The sequence below is a fragment of the Sciscionella marina DSM 45152 genome (genome assembly GCF_000379465.1).
GTDB classification, from domain to species: domain Bacteria; phylum Actinomycetota; class Actinomycetes; order Mycobacteriales; family Pseudonocardiaceae; genus Sciscionella; species Sciscionella marina.
In genome coordinates, this window is sequence record NZ_KB905425.1 from 213,366 (window position 1) to 234,980 (window position 21,615).

General features: G+C 67.4%; 23 protein-coding genes. 12 read left to right on the plus strand and 11 right to left on the minus strand.

All coding sequences use genetic code 11. The annotated features are described in order from the left end of the window. Positions 1–75 precede the first annotated feature (75 nt). The gene (locus tag A37U_RS0134205; protein ID WP_020501169.1) at positions 76–2,913 is read left to right on the plus strand and encodes an FAD-binding and (Fe-S)-binding domain-containing protein; all 2,838 of its coding nucleotides are present in this window, start codon (positions 76–78) and stop codon (positions 2,911–2,913) included. 80 nt (positions 2,914–2,993) lie between these two features. Here A37U_RS0134205 and A37U_RS0134215 read toward each other — a convergent pair whose 3' ends face one another. Next, positions 2,994–3,212 carry a hypothetical protein gene (locus A37U_RS0134215; RefSeq protein ID WP_020501170.1) on the minus strand — a complete coding sequence of 73 codons (219 nt, stop codon included), beginning with the start codon at positions 3,210–3,212 and terminating at the stop codon, positions 2,994–2,996. 333 nt (positions 3,213–3,545) lie between these two features. Here A37U_RS0134215 and A37U_RS0134220 point away from each other — a divergent pair, with 333 nt between their 5' ends. The 3 genes from A37U_RS0134220 to A37U_RS52175 are packed head-to-tail and all read left to right on the plus strand — an operon-like array spanning position 3,546 to position 4,979. Beyond that, positions 3,546–3,986, plus strand: a complete 441-nt coding sequence (locus tag A37U_RS0134220; protein ID WP_020501171.1) for a MarR family winged helix-turn-helix transcriptional regulator — start codon at positions 3,546–3,548, stop codon at positions 3,984–3,986. A gap of 9 nt (positions 3,987–3,995) precedes the next feature. Continuing rightward, a complete protein-coding gene (locus A37U_RS0134225) occupies positions 3,996–4,778 on the plus strand; it encodes a DeoR/GlpR family DNA-binding transcription regulator (protein WP_020501172.1) in 783 nt (260 codons plus the stop codon). A gap of 57 nt (positions 4,779–4,835) precedes the next feature. Next, positions 4,836–4,979 (plus strand): hypothetical protein, encoded by a 144-nt coding sequence (locus tag A37U_RS52175; RefSeq protein WP_020501173.1) that lies wholly within the window; start codon positions 4,836–4,838, stop codon positions 4,977–4,979. A gap of 163 nt (positions 4,980–5,142) precedes the next feature. On the opposite strand, the gene A37U_RS0134235 is transcribed toward A37U_RS52175, so the two are convergent. Continuing rightward, complete coding sequence (locus A37U_RS0134235) at positions 5,143–5,763, minus strand: L-threonylcarbamoyladenylate synthase (protein WP_020501174.1); 621 nt, start codon at positions 5,761–5,763, stop codon at positions 5,143–5,145. 14 nt (positions 5,764–5,777) lie between these two features. Continuing rightward, entirely contained in the window at positions 5,778–6,224 is a 447-nt protein-coding gene (locus A37U_RS46785) for a MarR family winged helix-turn-helix transcriptional regulator (RefSeq protein WP_020501175.1), read from the minus strand. Positions 6,225–6,268: 44 nt separating this feature from the next. Here A37U_RS46785 and A37U_RS0134245 point away from each other — a divergent pair, with 44 nt between their 5' ends. After that, entirely contained in the window at positions 6,269–7,447 is a 1,179-nt protein-coding gene (locus tag A37U_RS0134245) for a serine hydrolase domain-containing protein (RefSeq protein WP_020501176.1), read from the plus strand. A gap of 36 nt (positions 7,448–7,483) precedes the next feature. On the opposite strand, the gene A37U_RS0134250 is transcribed toward A37U_RS0134245, so the two are convergent. The 4 genes from A37U_RS0134250 to A37U_RS0134265 form a co-directional block, all read right to left on the minus strand. Continuing rightward, positions 7,484–8,485 (minus strand): phosphotransferase family protein, encoded by a 1,002-nt coding sequence (locus tag A37U_RS0134250; RefSeq protein ID WP_020501177.1) that lies wholly within the window; start codon positions 8,483–8,485, stop codon positions 7,484–7,486. 76 nt (positions 8,486–8,561) lie between these two features. Continuing rightward, positions 8,562–8,810 carry a hypothetical protein gene (locus A37U_RS0134255; RefSeq protein WP_020501178.1) on the minus strand — a complete coding sequence of 83 codons (249 nt, stop codon included), beginning with the start codon at positions 8,808–8,810 and terminating at the stop codon, positions 8,562–8,564. Between the two features lie 49 nt (positions 8,811–8,859). Beyond that, positions 8,860–9,903, minus strand: a complete 1,044-nt coding sequence (locus A37U_RS0134260; RefSeq protein ID WP_026197913.1) for an aldose 1-epimerase family protein — start codon at positions 9,901–9,903, stop codon at positions 8,860–8,862. Beyond that, entirely contained in the window at positions 9,900–11,705 is a 1,806-nt protein-coding gene (locus A37U_RS0134265; protein WP_020501180.1) for a glycoside hydrolase family 2 protein, read from the minus strand. The genes A37U_RS0134260 and A37U_RS0134265 overlap by 4 nt, the downstream gene beginning before the upstream one ends. A 206-nt stretch (positions 11,706–11,911) precedes the next feature. On the opposite strand from A37U_RS0134265, the gene A37U_RS0134275 reads away from it, so the two are divergent. From A37U_RS0134275 to A37U_RS0134295, 5 genes are read left to right on the plus strand one after another with little or no spacing between them, the layout of a single operon-like run. Then, a complete protein-coding gene (locus A37U_RS0134275) occupies positions 11,912–12,775 on the plus strand; it encodes an SIS domain-containing protein (protein WP_020501181.1) in 864 nt (287 codons plus the stop codon). Between the two features lie 2 nt (positions 12,776–12,777). Beyond that, positions 12,778–13,674: an ROK family protein gene (locus A37U_RS0134280; protein ID WP_020501182.1), complete on the plus strand. Its 897-nt coding sequence runs from the start codon at positions 12,778–12,780 to the stop codon at positions 13,672–13,674. Further along, a complete protein-coding gene (locus A37U_RS0134285; protein WP_020501183.1) occupies positions 13,671–14,579 on the plus strand; it encodes a 1-phosphofructokinase family hexose kinase in 909 nt (302 codons plus the stop codon). The genes A37U_RS0134280 and A37U_RS0134285 overlap by 4 nt, the downstream gene beginning before the upstream one ends. Further along, positions 14,580–15,410 carry a class II fructose-bisphosphate aldolase gene (locus A37U_RS0134290; protein WP_020501184.1) on the plus strand — a complete coding sequence of 277 codons (831 nt, stop codon included), beginning with the start codon at positions 14,580–14,582 and terminating at the stop codon, positions 15,408–15,410. Further along, positions 15,334–16,839, plus strand: a complete 1,506-nt coding sequence (locus tag A37U_RS0134295) for a sugar porter family MFS transporter (RefSeq protein ID WP_276143454.1) — start codon at positions 15,334–15,336, stop codon at positions 16,837–16,839. The genes A37U_RS0134290 and A37U_RS0134295 overlap by 77 nt, the downstream gene beginning before the upstream one ends. Before the next feature lie 4 nt (positions 16,840–16,843). Here the strand turns inward: A37U_RS0134295 and A37U_RS0134300 are convergent, their stop codons facing one another. The 3 genes from A37U_RS0134300 to A37U_RS0134310 form a co-directional block, all read right to left on the minus strand. Beyond that, on the minus strand, positions 16,844–17,506 hold the full coding sequence (locus tag A37U_RS0134300; RefSeq protein WP_020501186.1) for a hypothetical protein: 663 nt from the start codon (positions 17,504–17,506) through the stop codon (positions 16,844–16,846). Beyond that, entirely contained in the window at positions 17,503–18,321 is an 819-nt protein-coding gene (locus A37U_RS0134305; RefSeq protein WP_020501187.1) for a hypothetical protein, read from the minus strand. Before A37U_RS0134305 ends, A37U_RS0134300 begins: the two co-directional genes overlap by 4 nt. A 74-nt stretch (positions 18,322–18,395) precedes the next feature. Next, positions 18,396–18,758, minus strand: coding sequence for a hypothetical protein (locus tag A37U_RS0134310; RefSeq protein WP_020501188.1), 363 nt, complete (start codon positions 18,756–18,758; stop codon positions 18,396–18,398). A gap of 218 nt (positions 18,759–18,976) precedes the next feature. On the opposite strand from A37U_RS0134310, the gene A37U_RS0134315 reads away from it, so the two are divergent. Continuing rightward, the gene (locus A37U_RS0134315; protein WP_020501189.1) at positions 18,977–20,014 is read left to right on the plus strand and encodes a fatty acid desaturase family protein; all 1,038 of its coding nucleotides are present in this window, start codon (positions 18,977–18,979) and stop codon (positions 20,012–20,014) included. Positions 20,015–20,039: 25 nt separating this feature from the next. Beyond that, positions 20,040–20,867, plus strand: coding sequence for an SGNH/GDSL hydrolase family protein (locus tag A37U_RS0134320; RefSeq protein WP_020501190.1), 828 nt, complete (start codon positions 20,040–20,042; stop codon positions 20,865–20,867). Here A37U_RS0134320 and A37U_RS46790 read toward each other — a convergent pair. Further along, positions 20,814–21,593, minus strand: coding sequence for a CDP-alcohol phosphatidyltransferase family protein (locus tag A37U_RS46790; protein ID WP_240437774.1), 780 nt, complete (start codon positions 21,591–21,593; stop codon positions 20,814–20,816). The two genes, A37U_RS0134320 and A37U_RS46790, sit on opposite strands and share 54 nt — an antisense overlap. Between the last annotated feature and the right edge of the window lie 22 nt (positions 21,594–21,615).

Genomic DNA, 21,615 nt, shown 5'->3' on the forward strand with positions numbered 1-21,615 from the left:
GCTTGCCCGTGATCGACAGGGTCTACGAGATCGACAGAGTCTAGGGAGAGGTCAGCGGTGACCGAGGCAATCGCAATGGAGGATCTCGGCTGGGCGTTACGCGATGCGGGAATCGAGGAATTCGACATGTCGAGCCTCGCGCGCGCGGAGTATTCGGCGGATGCCTCGCTGTACCGGGTCCCGCCCGCGGCCATCGTGCGGCCGCGCGATCTGGACGAGGTCGCGGCGGTGGTCAAGGTCGCCGAGGAGACCAAGACCCCGATCACGCCGCGCGGCGCGGGCACCTCGATCGCGGGCAATGCGGTCGGTAAGGGCATCATCCTCGATTTCACCAAGCACTTCGCGCGGATACTGGACATCGATCCGCGTGCGGGAACCGCGACCGTGCAGCCCGGGGTGGTGCTCGATTCTCTGCAGGCGGCCGCGGCGCCGCACGGGCTGCGGTTCGGCCCGGATCCCTCCACGCACAACCGCGCCACGCTCGGCGGGATGCTCGGCAACAACGCCTGCGGTTCGCGCGCGCTCGGGTATGGGCGCACCGCGGACAACGTGGTCAGCATCGAACTGCTCAGCGGCACGGGGCGGGGGATCACCGCGATGCGGGGCATGGACCCGGCCGATTCGCCGACGCTCGCCGCGCTCTCGGATCTGGTGCGGGAGAACCTCGCCACGCTGCGCACCCAGTTCGGCCGGTTCCGCCGCCAGGTCTCCGGCTATTCGCTCGAGCACCTGCTTCCGGAGAACGGCTTCAATCTCGCCAAGGCCCTGGTGGGCACCGAGGGCACGCTCGGCATCGTCACCGAGGCAACGCTGAACCTGGTCGAGCGGCCGACCGATTCGGTGCTCGTCGTGCTCGGTTACCCGGACATGCCCGCGGCCGCGGACGCGGTCCCCGCGCTGTTGCCGCACAATCCGGTCGCCATGGAGGGGCTGGACGCGCGCATCGTGGACGTGGTGCAGGAACGCAAGGGTGCGGGCCGGGTGCCCACACTGCCCAAGGGCAAGGGCTGGCTGATGGTCGAGCTCGCCGGGCGGCGCATGGAGGAGCTCTCCGCGCTCGCCGCACGCATGGTCCGCGAGGCGGGCGCGCTCGATTCGATGATCGTCACCGACCCGCGCGAGGCGGCCGCGCTCTGGCGTATCCGCGAGGACGGTTCCGGGCTTTCCGCGCGCTCCATGGAGAATCGGCCCGCGCACGCCGGTTGGGAGGACTCCGCGGTTCCGCCGGAGCAGCTCGGTGACTATCTGCGAGAGTTCGAGGAGCTGCTGAAGCAATTCGACCTGACCTCGATGCCCTACGGGCACTTCGGCGATGGCTGCGTGCACGCGCGGATCGATTTCCCGCTGGACCGCACCGGTGGACCCGCGCGGTTCCGGGAGTACCTGTTCGAGGCGGCCAAACTCGTCGCGCGGCACGGCGGCTCGATGTCCGGGGAACACGGGGACGGCCGGGCGCGCGGAGAACTGCTCCCGATGATGTACTCCCCGGACGTGATCGGGCTTTTCGGTGCGGTCAAAGGGATTTTCGATCCGCTCGACCTGATGAACCCGGGCGTGATCGTGCGCCCGCGCCCGGTACACGCCGATATCCGGGTGGCCGAGGCGAAACCGGTGACCCGCAAGCTCGGGTTGCGGTTCGCGCACGACCACGGGGATTTCTCCGAGGCGGTGCACCGCTGCACCGGGGTCGGGAAATGCCGGGCGGACACCACCGACTCCGGTGGCGTGATGTGTCCCTCCTACCTGGCGACCGGTGAGGAGAAGGACTCCACCCGCGGCCGGGCGCGGATCCTGCAGGAAATGGTGAACGGTTCGATCGTCGGCAACGGCTGGCGTTCCCCCGAGGTGCGGGACGCGCTCGATTTGTGCCTGTCCTGCAAGGGATGCGCCTCGGACTGTCCGACCGGGGTGGACATGGCCGCGTACAAGGCTGAGGCGCTGCACCAGGCGTACCGGCACCGGCCGCGGCCCGCCACGCACTACAGCCTCGGGTGGCTGCCCCGCTGGGCGCGGCTCGCCTCGAAGACACCGAAGCTCGCGAACGGCGCGCTCGGCAACCGCGGGCTCGCCGCGATCGCCAAATTCTTCGGCGGCATCGACAAACGCCGCGATCTGCCCCAGTTCACCGAGCAGACCTTTCGCGCCTGGTACGCGCAGAACCGCACCGGGGACTCCCGTGTGGACGGTCAGTCCCCGGTGCTGCTCTGGGTGGACACCTTCACCAACTACTTCCAGCCCGAGGTCGCGGTCACCGCACTGCGATTCCTCGAATCACTCGGGTTCGCCGTGCACATCACCGAGAAACCGGTTTGCTGCGGGCTGACCTGGATCTCCACCGGGCAGCTGAGCACCGCGCGCCGGATGATCCGCCGCTCGATGCGCGAGCTCGATCCGTTCGTACGCCTCGGTGTCCCGATCGTGGGCCTCGAACCCTCGTGCACCGCCGTGTTCCGCTCCGATGCCGCGGAACTGTTGCGGGGCACCAAGAAGATGCCGCTCGAACGGGTTGAGGAGATCGCCGGTTCCACGTACACGCTTGCCGAACTCCTGCGCAAGTTCCGTCCACAGTGGACACCGCCGGATCTGAGCGGGACCGAGGTCGTCGCTCAGCCGCACTGTCATCAGCACGCCGTGCTCGGCTGGCAGGCCGATGAGGAACTGCTGAAACAGTCCGGTGCGCAGGTGCGCCCGGTCGGCGGATGCTGTGGCCTCGCAGGCAATTTCGGTGTCGAGCGGGGACACTACGACGTCTCGGTCAAGGTGGCCGAGAACGCACTGCTTCCCGCGGTGCGCGAGGCCGGCGAGGCGGTCGTGCTGGCGGACGGATTCTCCTGCCGCACCCAGCTCGATCAGCTCGCCGACCGTCGCGCAATGCACCTCGTGGAGCTGTTGACCCGCGAGGGGCCATCCTGAATGGATCTGCGAGGCGGTGCCGGTGCCGCGGTGCAAGCGGACTGCCGGGTGAAATGCGGCCACGCCGCCGGGAAATACAGTTAGCGGTTCTGTCCCCTGCGCAGTATGGCGGGTGGGGCATTGTCCTTGCGCCCCTTGGCTTTCAGCACACCCTTGGCACCCCGTTGCCGTGGGCGCCCGCCGTGCTGTGTGGCATTTTCGCCGGTCGGCCGCTGTCCGGGGATATTGCCGTGCATACCGGCGCGGATATCCTCGACGCTCGGCAGTTCGGCGGCGAGTGTGCTGACGGATTTCGTCACGATGGACCTCCTCGAAAAGACGCTCTTGGATACACGTGTCCTACGTGCGCGTAACAGAACTGTGTTGGTAGATACCAATCCGGCATCCAGTAAGCCGAACCGCTTGTCTTCGATGAAGAGTCGCTCTCGCTGGTTCGGCCTACTTCCTGCCTTCTTGGTATTCGCCGCGTTCAGTGAAAGTGGCGCGGCGATGCCGGTTGCTCGTCAGAAGAGCCCGGGATCAGAGGTTCATGAGCGTGCCCATGGCGACCACTGTAACGCATCGTGGCGCGCGCGCAAGCAATTAAACTCATTAGATGTCTAATGATTAGACGGACTTGCTAGACTTGCCCGATGTTTCACAAGGGTGAGGAACCCATCGGCCGCACGGTCGGCCGGGCGTCACGCGCCATCGGGCGCGGGTTCGGTGAGGCGCTGAATGCGGCCGGCGGTTCCTTCTCGACCTGGATCGTGCTGCTCCAACTGAAGCTCGATCCCGGGGCGAGCCAGCGCGTGCTCGCGGCGGAGATCGGCATCGAGCCTGCGACGCTGACCCATCATCTCAACGGGATGGAGCGCTCCGGGCTGATCACCAGGCGCCGTGATCCGGCGAACCGGAGGGTGCATATCGTGGAGCTGACCGAGGCGGGTGAGGCGCGGTTCGCCGAGCTCGCCGAAGCGGCGCGGGAATTCGACCGCCGGGTGCGTTCGGGGCTTTCCGCGGCCGAAATCGGCTCGTTGCGCGCGCTGCTCGGCAGGTTGTGTGCGAATATCGACGCCGAGGACACACCGTAGGGAGTTCGCGTGGACAGGCACGAACGGCTGGCCACCCTGCTCGACATCGTCGGCAGGAGAGAGAAGGTCGACGTCGAGGAGATGGCCGAGGAGCTGCTCGTCTCGGCCGCCACCGTACGTCGCGACCTGGATCATCTGGCCGAACAGCAGTTGCTCACCAGGACGAGGGGCGGCGCGGTCGCCAGCAATGTGGCCTATGGCCTTCCACTGCGGCACAAGGCGGCCAGGCACACCCCGGAGAAGCAGCGGATCAGCGCGCACGCCGCGGCACTGGTGCACCCCGGCATGGTCATCGGGCTCAACGGCGGGACCACGACGACTGAGATCGCCCGCGCCGTCGCGATGCGCACCGACCTCGCCGAGGTGCAGGACGCGCTCGTCACCGTGGTCACCAATGCGCTGAACATCGCGGGCGAGCTCGCGGTGCGGCCCTACATCAAGATCGTGGTCACCGGCGGAGTCGCGCGCCAGCAGTCCTTCGAGCTCACCGGGCCGCTCGCCGGGCGCATCATCGACGAGCTGAACATGGACATCCTCTTCCTCGGAGTGGACGCGTTGCACCCGAGCCGGGGCGCCTACGCCAGCCACGAAGGGGAAGCGGACATCAACCGGCTGATGACCACGCGTGCGGAGCGGGTGGTCGTGGTCGCCGATTCCTCCAAGATCGGCAAGGTCGCCTTCGCGCAGATCTGCCCGAGCTCCGGGGTGCACGAGGTGATCACCGATGCCGAGGCACCCGAATCCGAGCTGGCGGCCCTGCGCGAGCACGGAATCGCGGTCACCACGGTCTGATTCAGCGGATTCCCGGGTCGCCCTGCCCGGCGGCTGTTCACCGCGCTGCCGGGGCTCGTGCTCACCCGGCTCACCGTGGCCGATGCTCCCGCCTACTACGCCGTCCTGGACCGCAATCGCGAGCACCTCGGCCGCTACGGCGATCACCGGGACGAGTCCGCCGCGACCCTGGCCCGGGTCACCGCGCACCTCGAGGAGTAGGCGCTATGCCACCACCGTCCGCGCCGCCGTCATCCGGCACGCCGGACCGAGCGCCGGGCCACGGATATCTTCGCCGGGGTGATCCACGGAAACCACCGCAGTGCCGCCGTGTTGCACCGGCTCGGCCTCGCGGCCGTCACCGAATTCGACACCTACACCCGATTCATTCGAACCGGCTGGGGTCCCCCGCGCCGTAGCGGATGATTTCCGGCTCCCCGGAGGAGAAGTCAACCACCGTGGTGGGTTCGGTCCCGCATTCGCCGGAGTCGATCACCGCGTCGACCACGTGATCGAGTTCTTCCTTGATGTCCCAGCCCTGGGTCATCGGTTCCTCGTGCCCGGGAAGCAGCAGGGTGCTGGAGAGCAGCGGTTCGCCGAGTTCGGCGAGCAGCGCGTGCACCACCGTGTGATCGGGAATGCGCACGCCGACGGTTTTCTTTTTCGGGTGCATCATCCGCCGGGGCACCTCGTCGGATGCCGGCACGATAAAGGTGTAACTGCCCGGGGTCGCGCCCTTGATCGCGCGGAACACCGCGGTGTTGATGTGTACGAATTGTCCGAGCTGCGCGAAACTCTCACACACCAGGGTGAAATGGTGGCGGTCATCGAGTTTGCGAATGGACCGGATCCGCTCGATTCCGTCCTTGTTGCCGAGCTGCGCGCCGAGGGCGAAACAGGAATCGGTCGGATAGGCGATCAGTCCGCCACCGCGCACGATGTCGACCGCTTTGCCGATGCTCCGCCGCTGCGGGTTCTCCGGGTGCACGTCGTAGTACTGCGCCATCCACCGAGTCTAGATCACGACTCGCATCCTTCGGCCACGGCGCGCATGACCCGCGCGGCGGCGCGCACATCCTCGGCGGGTACCTCGTGCAGCACGGTTTCCAGCCAGGCGTGGGTCGCCGCGTCCAGCTTCGTCACCACATTCCTGCCCTTTCTGGTGATGTGCACCAGGTTGGCGCGCCGGTCGCTGCCGTGCGCGGCGCGTTCCACGAGACCCTCCTCGGCGAGCCTGGTGACCTGCCGGGTCACGTGCGGCGGGCGGACCAGCAGCAGCTCGGCGAGATCGCTGGTGCGCATCGGGGTGCCCGCGTTGGCCAGGGTGCGCAGCAGCGCGGCCGAGGCGCGTTCGAGGCGGACCCCGCAGGATTCGGCCATCCGCTCGTGGATGCGGCCGCGGGTCAGCGCGTAGGCCATCGCCGAAGCCGCCTGGGTGAGTTCGCGCGTATCCGCCTTCCCCGGCATATCTGTGATAGTAACCTAAGGTAAGTAACAAATGGAGGTGAACCGTGGCGTTGAGTGGGACATGCGCACCAGGATTCGACCGGCTTCGGGCGGCGTTCGAGGCGAACTTCACCGAGCGGGGCGAGGTCGGCGCCGCGATCGCGGTGACCGTGGGCGGGGAGACCGTCGTCGATCTCTGGGGCGGCTACGCGGACGCCGGGCGCGGCCGGTCGTGGCAGGCGGACACTCTGGTCAACGTGTACTCCACGACCAAGGGCATGACCGCGCTGTGCGCGCACCTGCTCGTGGATCGGGGTGAGCTGGACCTCGACGCCCCGGTGGCACGGTACTGGCCGGAGTTCGCGCAGGCGGGCAAGGGCGAGATTCCGGTGCGCTGGCTGCTTTCCCACCGCGCTGGGCTGATCGCGCCGCACGAGCCGCTCGCCGAGACCGAGGTGCGGGACTGGGACACCATGTGCGCGCGGCTCGCCGCGACCGAACCGTGGTGGGAACCGGGCGCCGCGCAGGGGTATCACGCGGTGACCTTCGGGTTCCTCGTCGGCGAGGTGGTGCGCCGGATCTCCGGGCGAACGCTCGGCAGCTTCCTGCGCGAGGAGATCACCGAACCGCTCGGCGCGGATCTGTACGTCGGAACCCCGCTCGAACAGCAGCACCGGTGCGCGGACATGATCGGCATGCTGGACCGGTCCGTGCTGGAGCGGATGTTCCCGGACCGGCCGAGCGAACCGATCCGGTCCATCGACCAGCACCCGCTCGCCGCGTTGTTCGCCGCGCTGACCTATGCCCCGCCCGGGGATGTGAACAGCGCGGAATACCGCTCGGCCGAAGTGCCCGCGGCCAATGCCCAAGCCACCGCGCGTGGTCTGGCCACCGTGTACGGGGCCCTCGCGAACGGCAAACTCGTCGGCGAACAGACCATGGAAGCCATGCGTACCAAGCAGAGCAGGCCGGGCGAGCGGGACTTCGTGATCCGCCCGCTCGCCGGTGCCGGAGTGCCGACTTCGTGGGGGCTCGGGTACATGCTCAACGGCGCGGGACAGGCCGGGCCCAATCCGCGCGCCTTCGGGCACGGCGGGGCGGGCGGTTCCTATGCCTTCGCCGATCCGGAGAACCGGGTTTCCTACGCCTACACGATGAACGTGTTCGGTGGCGGCACGAGTGGCCAGGATCCGCGCAGCATCGGCCTGGTCCGGGCACTCTACGCGGACCTCGGAATCGGCTAGGCGTGTCGATCAAGGGTTCCAGACTCGGGTGCAGGGCTACCAGACGAGTCCATCGAGATGGTTATGGCCGGAAAGCAGGCGAGCGATGCGGCCCTGCGCCGCTTCGCGCATGTCAGGCTGGGAGTGGTGTGCGTAGAGCGCGAGCTCCACGCACATGTCATAGAAGTTCAACCGCTCGCGCAGCTGCTCGCACTCGAACAGCTCCGGATACGCGCCGTGCAGCCGTCCGGGAACCTCGGTGAGTGTGGTCTCGTCGAGTCCTTGTTCGGCGGGTGTGGGTGGGTACTCTCGCGCCTTTGCGCACCAGCGCAGGATGGTGTCGAGCTCGACATCTGCCGGCTGAGCCAACGCCTCCGCGAAGTCGATGAGACCGGTGACGCGCCCGTTGTCGACGATCACGTTGGATCCATGTAAATCACCATGGACGAGGATCGGTTCATCGTCGGCGAACAACGCCAGCCGCTCCTGGATCCAATCGGCGACTTCGGCCAGCAGGCGCGGATCATGACTGGGCAGTCGCCGGGCAGCCTCGACTTGCTGGAGCGCCGCGCTCACCACGGGTGGGTGGAACGCGGGCCACGGCTTACCGGCGAGCGCGGCCGCAAGCCAGGGCGGCAGCAGGCCCTCCGGGACAGGAACCTGGTGCAGAGCGCGCAATGCAGCACCAAGGCTCTCGATGATCGATTGACGCGTGTGCGAGTCCGCCGATGGCCATGCCTCGTACAGGGTTCGCCCGGACAGGCGTTCGGAGATGTACCACGGCCCGTCCGGGCCGTCGCCGTGGGCGAGTAGCCGGGCGTGTGGGACCTCGCTGTCGGCGAGCAGGTTGACGACTGTGGCTTCGTGGCGATACGCGCCGCGGAATTGTTCGTTGTTGTTCAGTCGTACGACGTATTCTTCGCCGATCCACACGCGGCTGACCCAGCCGGCCTTTGGACGAAAGTGCCCGATTGCCGGGAGACCGGCGGCCGCCAGTGTCCTCCGCAACGCCGGATCGGCAGCCGACTCCTCGACGAACGGTGCTGACTGGTCGCACACGTACCCAGCGTCGCACACATCGACTCTCTAGAACCTGTGAATTACGCCGGTCTTGATCCAGCTCAACGTAACGCGGCTAATTCTTCCGGTCGCCGCCGATATTGATCAGCGTCAGGTCGAGGTTGATCGCGCGGTCGATCTCGATCAGGCTGTCGCTGCCCTGTGGGTTGATCACGATCAGACCGGCGTGCGTGCCGTGGTTTCCGCCTGCTTCGCCACCGAACGGCACCGCCCCGTTCGTCGCGGCGGCGCTCGTGGCCGCGAGCACAAGGCCGGTGAACGTGGCCAGCGCAGCGGCCTTGCCGATCAGTTTGGTGAATCGCATCGGTTACCTCCCTGTAGCGGTACGTGAGCAGGGAGCATAACCGGGTCGGCTATACGGCCCGCAGTCCCCAGTTGCCCGCCCATGCGCTGCCCGGTGCGATCGTGACGAGGCCGTCCCCGGTGTTGAACGCGTTCGGGGCACCGACCATGGGTTCGAGCGCGAGACCGATGCGTTTCGGGCGCGGAACAGAGGGGCTGTCGTCGCTGTACATCTGGTAGTAGTTGTGCTCGGCGTCCATCCACAGCTCGATATCCACCGAGCCCGGCCTGCGCACGATCGCGTGGGAGCGGCCGTTCTGCGTCGTCACATCGGTGAACGCGGTGTCGAGTTTCTGCGCACCGATCGTACGGGGCGCGCGGAAATCGTATTCGGTACCGGCGACCGCTGCTTTCCCGGTCGGGATCAGATTGTCGTCCACCAGGTAATAGCTCGCCGCGGGCAGTTCCACGACCAGATCGTCCACATGTCCGCCGGGTGGGGCGGCGACATAAATGTGGGTCGCCGTGGTGAACGGGGCGTTGGTGGTGCCGATATTGCGTGCGCTCAGCGTGCACTGCAATCCGTCGCGATTCATCGTGTAGCCGATGCGGAACCGGAGGTGGAACGGATACCCGTAGGAGGGCGGTTCGGTGTATTCGAGTACGAGCCGGTGCCCGTCGTGGTGCACGAGCTCCCATTCCACGAAATTGAGCAACCCGTGCAGCGCGGTGTTCTTGGCGACCTCGTTGATCGGCACCTGGTATTCGGTGCCCTCGAAGGTGTATTTGCCCGCCGCGATCCGGTTGCACCACGGGAGAATGGTCTTTCCCTGATAACCGGCCTCACCCATGACCCGGGGATCGTGGGTGGCCAGAATTTCCTCGCCGTCCACCTTCCAGGAGTACAGCGCGGCGGCGACCCCGGTGACCACGGCTTCGTGTGAACCGCGCCGGAGCCGGTAGACGGCCCCGTTCTCCCCCGTCTGCTTTGCTTGCGGTGCAACGGATTGCTCCGAAGCTGAAACCGAATTCGCGCCCGATGCCGTGCTCGCGCCTGCCACCGTCGCCCCGGCCGCCATCGCCGTCGTCAGTGCGGCTCGCCTGCTGATGTTCATTCTGTCCCTGCCTTGATCACCGCGAGGTTGTCGGCTCGCACGGTCCGTGGATCCGCTTTCACGATCCGCCTGTCATAGGTCATGAGCCCGTTGACCTCGTTCTCCACATCGGTCGTCTGGGTGTAGACGGCCGCGGACAATCCGTTGTCCCGCACCGTTTTCGCCAGATCCTTGCTGACCTCGCCATAGCGGCGGGTCAGCTGCTGCTGCGTTTTCTCCATTTCGTAGGCCTGTGGCTTACCCGGCCAGACATGGCCGTCGAGGACGAGACCGAGCCCGCCGTATTCACCGTCCGCGATCGCGCGCGCATCCCGCACGGTCGGTTTACCCGGGCCGACATAGGTGTGGTCGTCGTAGATATCGCCCGCCCCGGTGTCCGGTTCCGAGTAGCAGCAGTTGACCCCGCTTTCGGCGTCCACGAGCCGGGTCGGATCGAGGCGTTTGGTCTCCTCGGCGATGCGTTCGGTGTCGAATTCGCCCCAGCCCTCGTTGAACGGCACCCAGGTGACGATGGAGGTGTCGCTGCGGTGCTGGTCGATCAGCTCGCGGAGGCCGTCCTGCAGATTGGCCCGCTGCGCCGTGGTAGGCGGCGGGCTCTGCTCGGGCGGGATGTCGAGGTCGATGGGCAGCGCGGGCATGTCCTGCCACACCAGCAGTCCGAGTTTGTCCGCCCAGTAGTACCACCGTGCGGGCTCCACCTTGGTGTGTTTGCGCACCATGTTGAAGCCGAGCGCCTTGGTCTGTTCGAGGTCGTAGCGCAGCGCGGAATCGGTCGGCGCGGTGTAGATCCCGTCCGGCCAGTACCCCTGGTCGAGCGGTCCGTGCTGGAACACGATCTTGCCGTTGAGCGCCATCCGCGGGCGGCCCTGGCTGTCCTTCTTGATGCCGATCTCGCGCATCCCGGCGTAGCTGCGCACCGAATCCCCGCTGCCGAGCACGCGCGCGCGGATGTCGTAGAGGTAGGGATCCTCCGGGCTCCACAGGCGCGGGTGCGCGATCCGCAGCCGCTGCGTCTTCCCCGCAGATCCGATGCCCTTCGCGACCAGGCGCCCGGATTTTTCCCGCACCGTGACCTCGACGGCCGCGTGCCCGGTTGCCCGCGGGGTGATCCGGAAGGCACCGTTCTCCGGATCAGGGGTGACGTCCAGCTTGGCAAGGTGCGTGCTGGGGACCGGTTCGGCCCACACGGTCTGCCAGATTCCCGAGCTCGCGGTGTAGAGGATCCCGCCCGGTTTGATGCGCTGCTTGCCGATCGGATACGCGCCGTTCTCCACATCCGCGCGCGCCGAAACGGTGAGCCGCTGCGGACCGGTGCCGCGGATGGCATCGGTGACATCGGCGGAGAAGGAGCCGTATCCGCCGCGGTGGCTGGCCACCTGCTTGCCGTTCACGAACACCGTCGCTTCCTGGCTCACCGCGCCGAAGTGCAGCAGGATCCGTTGTCCGTGCCAGGAATTCGGCACGGTGAAGCTGCGCTGGTACCACATCCGGTCGTCATGGCGCTGGATTCCGGACAGTGCCGATTCCGGGGAATAGGGGACCAGGATCTGCTCATCGAGCGCGTTCTTGTTCGTGCCGTACTGCCAGAGGCCGTTCAGATTGAGCCAGCGTTCCCGTTGCAGCTGCGGGCGCGGGTACTCCGGAAGGGCATTGCCCGGGCCGACCGCATCGGTCCACGGGGTGGAGATCGGCGGGGTTTTCCGGTGCCATTGCCCGGCCGATGCGCTGCCCACCATTCCGGCCAGTAACGCCGCGACCACACAGCAGACGAGCACACCGCTGCGACCAAGTGAGCGCCCCATCGCGCACCGCCCGTTTCCTCGATGTTCTCAACAGCCTCGATGTTCCGCACATCTTCGATGCCCGCTGATCATCTTTGGTGTGTCCTGGGCCACTCGTCAAGGGCGGCTCCCGGGGACTGCAGGGAGGTTGCAAAAATATGTTCAAAACAGGCATTGACAGAGCAATAACGCGCAGCTTAACTGAGTCTTGGGAGAATGGAGCAGGTATGTTCGTGCGGGACGAGATCGCCAGCCAGCCGGAATGCTGGCGCAAGGTCGCGACGCTGGCGCAGGACGTCGCGGGGCTGCCCGTGGAGGGCGAGCGGGTCGCGGTCGTGGGCTGCGGCACCTCGTGGTTCATCGCGCAGTCCTATGCCGCGCTGCGCGAGGCGCGCGGGCAGGGGATCACCGACGCCTTCGCGGCCTCGGAGATGCCCGAGGGCCGCGCCTACGATCGGGTCGTGGCGATCACCCGATCCGGCACCACGACCGAGGTGCTGCACCTGCTCGATTCGCTCGATCCGGCTCGCAGCACCGTGCTCACCGGGGTGCCCGAAGCGATCGGGGACCGCGCCCGCGAGGTGATCGATCTGCGGTTCGCCGATGAACGCTCGGTGGTGCAGACCCGGTTCGCCACGAGCGCACTCGCGCTGCTGCGCACCCACCTCGGCGTGGATGTGCTCCCGGCCGCGGATCAGGCGCAGCGGGTGCTGGACACCGAATCCCGCGAACTCGTGGACGCCGAGCAGTTCACCTTCGTGGGCACCGGACAGAACGTCGGGATCGCGAACGAGGCGGCACTGAAGATGCGCGAGGCATCCCGGAGCTGGGCGGAGTCCTATCCGGCGCACGAGTACCGGCACGGCCCGATCAGCATCGCCGCACCGGGCCGCGTGGTGTGGATGTTCGGCGAGATCCCGGATGGCCTCATCGAGGATGTGCGTGCTACCGGAGCCCGGATCGTGCACGAGGACATCGATCCGCTCGCCGGCCTGGTTCGCGCCCAGCTGCTGGCGGTCGCCATCGCCGAGCACCACGGGCTCGATCCGGACCAGCCGCGCCACCTCTCCCGCTCGGTCGTCCTGGAGTGACCATGACTGGCGGGCTGGTGATCGGCGTCGACGTCGGGGGGACCTCGATCAAGGCCGCGCTGTTCGACGAGGCGTACGCGCGCACCGAGCAGTGCGGCCGCCCGACCCCGGTGGACGCGGGGGATCCGGCCGGTGCGGTCGCGGAGGAGACCGCCGATGTGGTGGCCGCTTTGCGGGAGAAGGCCGATGCCCCGGTGACCGGGGTCGGCGTCGTCGTGCCCGGTGTGGTGGACGAGGCCGAGGGGATAGCACGTTTCTCGGGTAATCTCGGCTGGCGGGACGCCCCGCTGCACGCGCTGCTCGAACAGCGGATCGGCGGAACCGTCGCGTTCGGGCACGATGTGCGCGCCGGGGGGCTCGCGGAGGCAGTTCTCGGTGCGGGCAAAGGGTTTTCCACATCCCTGTTCCTGCCCATCGGTACCGGGATCGCGTCCGCGCTCACCATCGACGGCCGGGCCTATTCTTCCGGTGGCTATGCCGGTGAACTCGGGCATCTCGATGCGGGGACCGGGAAAGCCTGTGTCTGCGGGGCGACCGGCTGCCTGGAAACCGTGGCCACCGGTCCGGCGATCGCCGCCGAATACGAGCGCAGGACCGGAATCCGGGCCAGCAGTGCGGACATCCTCGGCGGCACGGATGCGGACTGCGCCGCGGTGCGGGACGGGCTGCTCGAAGCGCTCACCGTCGCCCTCGCCGCGGCCACCACGATTCTCGGGCCCGAGGTGATCGTGTGCGGTGGCGGGGTTTTCGGGGCAGGCGCTCGATTGCTCGGACCACTCGCCGCTCGCCTCGACGATCGGCTCACCTTCCATCGCAGGCCGGTACTTCGGCTGGCCGCGCTCGGCGCCTCGGCAGGCTGTGTCGGCGCCGCGCTACTCGCGCGGAGGCTCGCACCGTGATCGTCACCGTCACCCCGAATCCTGCCGTGGACGTCACCTACGGTCTGTCCGAGGTGCGGATCGGTGCGACGCTTCGCCCGCGGCGAGTGGACAAACGCGCGGGCGGCAAGGGCGTGAACGTGGCGCGCGTGCTGCATTCTCTCGGCGAACCCGTTGTGGCGCTCGGGATCGCGGGCGGCGCGAACGGAGATTTCATTGTTCGCGAGTTGGGGGCTTCCGGGCTGGCCAACCGGTTCGTTCCGGTCGTGGGCGAATGCAGGCAGACGGTGACCTTGCGCGCGGAATCGGATGGCAGCGCGACGATCGTGAACGAGCCGGGACCGGAGTTGAGCGCCGGGGAATGGCGCGCCTGCGCGGAAACGGTGGCCGAGGCGCTCGCCTCGGCCCGGGTGCTCGTGCTTTCCGGCAGCCTCCCGCCCGGTGCCCCGGCCGACGGGTACGCCGAACTGGTGCGGCTGGCCGAACATGCCGGGGTGCCGGCGATCCTGGACACCTCGGGCCACCCGCTCGCCGAAGGGCTTGCCGCACGCCCCCGGCTGGTGAAACCGAACGATGCCGAGCTGGCCGAACTGCCCGGTTCCCCGGATCCCGGTGCGGTGCACCGGAAATACGGCTGTGCGGTGGTGACCTCCTACGGCGCCGAGGGCCTGCTCGGCGTGGACGACACCGGGGCCTGGCGGGCGCGCCCACCGGAAACCGTGCACGGCAACCCGACCGGTGCCGGGGACGCCTGTGTCGCCGCGCTCGCCAGGGGACTGGCCACGGGGCGCCCGTTCGCCGAGACGCTGACCGAGGCGGTCGCCCTTTCCGCAGCCGCGGTTCGGGCACCACTGGCCGGTTCGGTGGATCTCGAGTATTACCGTGCGATCCGGGCGCGGGTCACGACGCATCAGGTGGAGGCGTAGATGCCACTGGTACCGACGAGCGAGGTCCTCGCGGAGGCGGTCGCCCGTTCCCGGGGCGCGGGCTCGTTCAACATCATCGCCTTCGAACACATCGAGGGCATCATCTCCGGAGCCGCGGCCGCGCGCACCCCGGTCATCCTGCAGATCAGCCACAACACCGTGCGCTATCACGGCGGGCTCGCCCCGCTCGGCAGCGCGGCGCTGCGGGCGGCCGAACAGGCCCCGGTTCCGGTCGCGGTGCACCTGGACCACGCGGAGAGTGAGGAACTCGTCGCGGAGGCGGTGGAGCTCGGCTTCGGCTCGGCGATGTTCGACGCGTCCACAATGGACTACGCGGAGAATGTCGCGCGGACACGGACAGTCGTCGAACGCTGCCACGCCGCCGGGGTGCTGGTAGAGGCCGAACTCGGTGAGGTCGGTGGCAAGGACGGTGCGCACGCCCCGTGGGTGCGCACGGATCCGGGCGAGGCGAAGACCTTCGTCGCCGAGACCGGGGTGGACGCGCTCGCCGTGGCAGTGGGCAGTTCGCACGCCATGACCAGCAGGGATGCCGTCCTCGACGTGGAACTGATCGCGCGGCTACGGGATGCGGTCCCGGTTCCCCTTGTGCTGCACGGATCCTCGGGCGTTTCCGATGCGGGGATCGCCGCGGCCGTCGCGGCGGGGATGCGAAAAATTAATATCGCGACTCAACTGAACAAGGTACTTACCAAGACCGTCCGCGATAGCCTCGACGCCGACGGGGACCTGGTCGATCCGAGGAAATACCTCGGTCCCGCGAGGGCGGCCGTCGCAGCCGAGATCACCCGATTACTCGGCGTGCTTAGGTAAGGAGAAGGGATCCACATTGTCAGCGACGCCAATGAGTCCGGCCACCAGGCCGAAGTTATCCGGTCTCGGAAAACTCATCGCGGTTGCCGCCGCGACGATCGGCATCATCTACGGCTATGACCAGGGGAACATGGCCGGGGCGTTGCTGTTCATCGAGAAGGACATGAATCTCTCGGACGCCGGGAGCGGCAGCCTCAACTCGGTGCTCGTCGCGGGCAATATCGTCGGCGCGCTGATCGCGGGCAAGCTCTCCATGGCCATCGGCCGCAAACTCACGATGGTCCTCGTGGCCATCGGCTACGCGATATTCGCGCTGTGGTCCGCGCTTTCCGGGGACATCGTCACCCTGGACATCGCCCGGTTCTTCCTGGGCCTCACGATCGGTCTCTCCCTTGTGGTGGCACCGATCTTCATCGCCGAATCGGCGCCCGCGCAGATCCGCGGTTCGCTGGTCGTCGGGTACCAGGTCGCCACCGTGACCGGTATCCTGCTCGGCTACCTGGTGGACTTCGGGCTCTCCGGTTCGGGTAACTGGGAGCTCATGCTCGGGCTTTCCGCGATTCCCTCGGTTCTGGTGCTGTTCCTGCTGTTCCGGTTGCCGGACACGGCGCGCTGGTACCTGATGAAGGGGCGCGCCGAGGAAGCGCGCAAGACCATGATGCGCGCTGATCCGGGCGCGGATGTGGATGCCGAGATCGCCGCGATCAACAAGGACATGGAGGCCGAACGCGGTGGCGGCATCGGCGAGATGTTCCGCAAGCCCTATCTGCGCGCCACGGTTTTCGTGCTGATCCTCGGTTTCCTCGTGCAGATCACCGGAATCAACGCGATCACCTACTACAGCCCGAAGCTGTTCGAACAGATGGGCTACCACGGTAACGCGTCCACGCTCGGCTTCCCCTCGATCGTGCAAGGCTGCGCGCTCGTGGCCACGATCATCTCGCTGTTCATCATCGACCGGTTCGGGCGCAGGCCGATCCTGATGACCGGGATCGGCGCCATGCTCGTGGCCTCGGTGCTGATGATCGTCGTGTTCACCACCGGCGACCTGCAAAGCGGTTCCACACTCGGATTCATCGGCATCATCGTGTTCACCGCGGGCTTCAACTTCGGATTCGGCTCGCTGGTCTGGGTGTACGCCTCGGAGAGCTTCCCGGCGCGGCTGCGCAGCCTCGGTGCGACCTTCATGCTCACCGCCGATCTGGTCGCGAACTTCATCGTCGCGCAGTTCTTCCTGCCCGTGCTCACCGATCTGGGCGGGGCGGCCACGTTCATCATCTTCGGTGTGCTCGCGGCGATCTCGTTCGTGTTCGTGCTCGCGTTCGCCCCGGAGACCAAGGGCAAGCCGCTCGAGCAGGTGCGGTTCTTCTGGCAGAACGGCGGACGCTGGCCGAGTGAGCAGGAGCTGGCCGGTCACGTGGACAAGTGATTCGCTAGCACAGAGCGGCGAAGCAGTCCCGGACGAGTTCGTTGACCGCGTGATAGAACGCGTTGAGCTCGTCCGGGCGCCGCGTTTCATAGCGGGTGCGCAGCATTACCCCCGAGTCGTGGAACTGCGCATCGGCGATCCCGTGGCCGGCGAGCAGTTCGCCCAGCCGGGCAAGCCGATCGCCGAGTAGTCGCCGTGCCAGGTAACAAGTGCCGCGCAGGTCGATTTGATCGCGCAGCATTTCCGCGGGTGGTCGCACGTACTGCGCCTGGCCGTGCACCCCGAACAGCGCGTCGGCGTGCGCGCCTGCTTCGCGGAGCAGGTGGTCGCCGAGATCCTGACGGCGCTGGATCGCGGCCCGGTGCGTCTGATCCCGGTGCTCTCCGGGCGCGGCGTGCCCCAATGGGGGCCAGTACGCCGTGACCGGGCCGTCGTTCTCGGCACGGATGCGGCAGGTCTCCAGCCGTTTCGTCGTGCAGGTGATCAGTTCGATCCGGGTCCGGTTGGCCAGCAAGGAAAGCGCTTCGTCCACAGTGCACACTCCGGCCCCGGGCACCTCGCAGGTCTTGACCGTGGTGACCTGGTCGAGTGCGGCGAGTACCTGCGCGGTCAGCGAATTTCCGGTACTGGTCTCCGAATGCAGCGATACCGTGAAGGGGCGAATCATTTCTTCTTGGCGACAGCGCTCAGCGGTTCCCGTGGTGTGTAACGCAGTTGCCCGAGCTCTTCGCCGGTGGCCCAGGCGTTGAACGCCTTGAGGTAGAGGGCGATGTGTTCTCTGGTCTCCCGGCGTCGCTGCACCTGGCCGGCCTGTTTTCGGGCCAGGCGGAACATGGTGTTGCGGAAGACCAGGCGGGGGTCACTGCGTTGCAGTCCCGCGCCCTCGATGATGCCATCGTACCAGTCCTCGAGGCCGGTGTGGCCGTTCGCCGAATCGACGAGGTAACAGGCGGCGCCCGCGGCCGATTTGATCATCGCGGTCTCGACGGCGACCCGTTCCCCGAGGCCGACGAAATCGCGGATTCCGGGATGCGCCTCGAGAGTTTCCAGGATCTGATGGTTGGTCACCGAAGCAGCGCCACCGGACCAGCTCGAATCCGGCCGGTTCTCGAACAGCCACACGGTGCGCAGCATGGCGGCGAGAATGATGGCCGATTTCTCGCCCTCGATGGCGAGTACATCGGCCGCGTTGCGGCGCTTTCCGGTGTCGAGTACGTCGAAGGTGTCCGGGGGGACTTCGGTGAACACGGTCATCTCGACCGGCCCACCGGCGGCGATGATCGCGGCGAGCCGGTGTTGTCCGTCCACGAGCACGCCGTTGGTGTCGAAGGCGATGCCCTGGTGGGTGACCTGCCATTCGCCGCGGCGCATGGCTTCGGCGAAGGCGCGCACCACCGGCTTGGAAAGGGGCCGGTTCGAGGTGTTCGCCTCCAGCATCGTCTCGGCTTTTTTCGGGGTGATCTTCTGGACCTTGCTACGCATCGCGAACCGTACTCCTCAATTGGTCGGCCACGGTCACCGGTGATTATGCCATTCGCGACATCCGGGACCGGAATTCAACGGCGGAACTGCGTCCGTGCGGCGAGGAAACACGGAATGGCCGACAGGATACCTATCGGGGCGAGCACGGCAGAGCGCCAGGCGAGGACGGCGAGGAAGACCAGGGTGAGCGCCAGCACCGCGGCGAACACCACGGCGGGACCGGTTTTCCACGCGCCCTCGGTGCGCGCCTGCCGGGTCTGCCCGAACAACGCCAGGATCGCGGCGGACAGTCCGAGCAACCACACCGCGTCCTGGGCGGTGATCGTGGTCGTGGCGAGCAGTGCGATGAAACCGGCGGAGATCACCCCGGCGGCCACCCACAGCCAGCCGAGCAGTCGTGCGGCCGCGGCTGCCGGTGGCCGGGAGGTCTCGGACATGCCGGGACCATAACAATGAGACCGCAAGTGAGCCGACCGGCACAGGCAAGGTCCCCTGGCCGCCAGAGGGTCGGTTTACTGGAGGTCGGTTTGGTATCCACTGGCACAGCCAAGCTGGTCGTGCGTTGCCGGAAGGGCCGCGCGGTAGGGCCTGCCCCCGGAAAAGATGGGGGCGCGCTGGCCTCCGTTCTCGGCTTCCGGTCCCTAGTTTCGTGGTCATGACAACGGAAACCCTCAGCCCGCCCGCCGAAGAGCGGGAAACCGGGAGTGATTTCGCGAAGCTCTCCAGGAGAATCGCCGCCAAGGGCCTTTTCGACCGCAGGCCCGGTTACTACACACTGCGTATCGGGAGCACCGCCGCCCTCTACCTCGGCGGGATCGCCGCGTTCTTCCTGCTCGGCGACAGCTGGTGGCAGGTGGGGATCGCGGCGTTCTTCGCGCTGATGTACGCCCAGGTCGCGCTCGTCTCGCACGATATCGCGCACCGGCAGGTGTTCCGTAAGCGCAAGCTGAGCCAGCTCGCCGGATGGATCGCGGGAAACCTCGGTATCGGCATGAGTTACGGCAGCTGGATGGACAAACACACCCGGCATCACGCCAATCCCAACCACGAGGAACTCGATCCCGACGTCGAACCGGACATCATCGTGTGGTCGAAGGATCAGGCGCGGGCGAGCAAAGGACTGCCCCGGTTCGTCGGCCGTTATCAGGCATTCATCTTCTTCCCGCTGCTCACCCTGGAGGGAATCAACCTGCACCTGTCCGGGTTCCGCGCGTTGCGCAGCAGCCCGATGAAGCACAAATGGCTCGAGGGGCTGCTGTTGTCCGTGCACGTGCTCGGTTATCTCGCCGCGCTGTTCCTCGTGCTTTCGCCGGAGAAGGCCATCGTGTTCCTCGTGGTGCACCAGTGCCTGTGGGGTGTCTACATGGGGTCGGTTTTCGCGCCCGGCCACAAGGGAATGCCCACCCTGAAAGAGGGCGAGAAACTCGACTATCTGCGCCGTCAGGTACTGACCACGCGGAATGTACGCGGTGGCTGGTTCGTGGACAATGCGATGGGCGGGTTGAATTACCAGATCGAGCACCACCTTTTCCCGAATATGGCGGCGATCAATCTGCCGCGGGCGCAAGTCGTGGTGCGCGAGTACTGCGCGGAGCTCGGCTTGCCTTATTACGAGACGGGGCTGCTCGCCTCGTACGGGGAAACGCTGCGGCATCTGCATTCGGCGGGCGAACCGATCCGGGCCGGTTCGTGAGCTCGGTCCCACGGGGAGGGGGCGAGTGGTCTCGCTGGGTATCGTGGTCGACGTGTACGCCAGTTATGTCGCGATCGGCGACAGCCAGACCGAGGGACTGCACGACGGGGACGACAAGGCGGGTTTCCGTGGCTGGGCCGATCGGCTCGCCGGACACCTGGCCGCGGTGAACCCCGGACTGCGCTACGCCAACCTCGCCGTGCGCGGGAAGAAGGTCGGCGAGGTGCACGCCGAGCAGCTCGGCCCCGCCCTCGTGATGCGTCCCGAGCTGGCCACGGTCGTCGCCGGGCTCAACGACATCATCCGGCCCGGATACGACGGCCCCGCGGTGATCGGTCACCTGGAGGAGATGATCGGTTCGCTCAGCTCGGCGGGCACCAAGGTCGCCACGCTCACCTATCCGGATGTCGGGGTGATCATGCCGATCGCGCGGCGACTGCAGCCGCGCATCGAGTGGTTCAACGCGCAGATCCGGGAGATCGCGGGGCGCAACGGTGCGACGGTCGTGGAAACCGATCGGTATCCGGTGTGCACCGACCTGCGGATCTGGAGCCTGGACCGGCTGCACCTCAACACGCTGGGGCACACCCTGCTCGCCGCCGGGTTCGCGCATGGGCTCCAGGTTCCGGGAAGCGATGAGAACTGGACGCGGCCGCTGCCGCCGCGGCGGGTGCCCTCGCTTCCGGTGGCCGTGGCCAGGGAAGCGCGCTGGGCGGTGGAGTTCCTCGCTCCCTGGGTCGCGCGGCGGATCCGCGGGCGGTCCTCGGGGGACGGGCGCACCGCGAAACGGCCCGAGCTGTCACCGGTTTCGGCTCAGCCAGCGGATGTCTCGGCCGAAGGACCAGCAGAGTAGGACGAGCGCCAGCGCGACGAGGGCGATCGCGGCCGGTCGTCCGAAGGGCGGCTGTCTGGTGAACAACCCGAGATTGCCGAGCAGCATGGCGAGCGTGAGCAGGACTCCCTGGAACGCGGCCACCATCTTGCGGGCGAAACTCGGGGGCAGCGGTGCGGTCAGCCAGCCGAACACGCGGGACGCGGCGAGGAACAGGTATCGCATGGCGCCGATCAGCAGTGCCCACCAGCCGACGATGGTCGCGGCATAGGCGCTGAGCACCAGGATGACCCAGGCGTCGGTCTCCATATCGAAGCGCGCGCCGAAGGGGGAGGCGGTCTCGGTGCGCCGCGCGATCCGGCCGTCCAGCGCGTCGAGGGCGAGGGCGAGGACCGTCAGGCCGAGCAAAATCGAGAACACTGCTCTGCTTTCGGAACGCTGTTCTCGCAGAAACCCGGAACAATGTTCTGCGACGAGAGCGGTGATCACGCAGGTGAACACCGCTCGAAGCAGGGTGATCTGATCCGCGGGCCCGAGCCGGGTACGCCGGGCGCGCAGCCCCGCGGCGAGCAGCCCGACCAGGCAGCAGGCGAACCCCAGCCCGGCCAGCCAACCGGCGAGCCCGAGCCTGAACAGCCGCCACAGCAGCGCGAGCAGCACCACCTGCGCGAGACCGGCAAGGCCGAGCACACCCCAACCGGTGCCGCCGTGGGACACCTCACCGGCCGACCTCCTCGCGCTGTGCACCCACGACTCCTCGATCGCGATA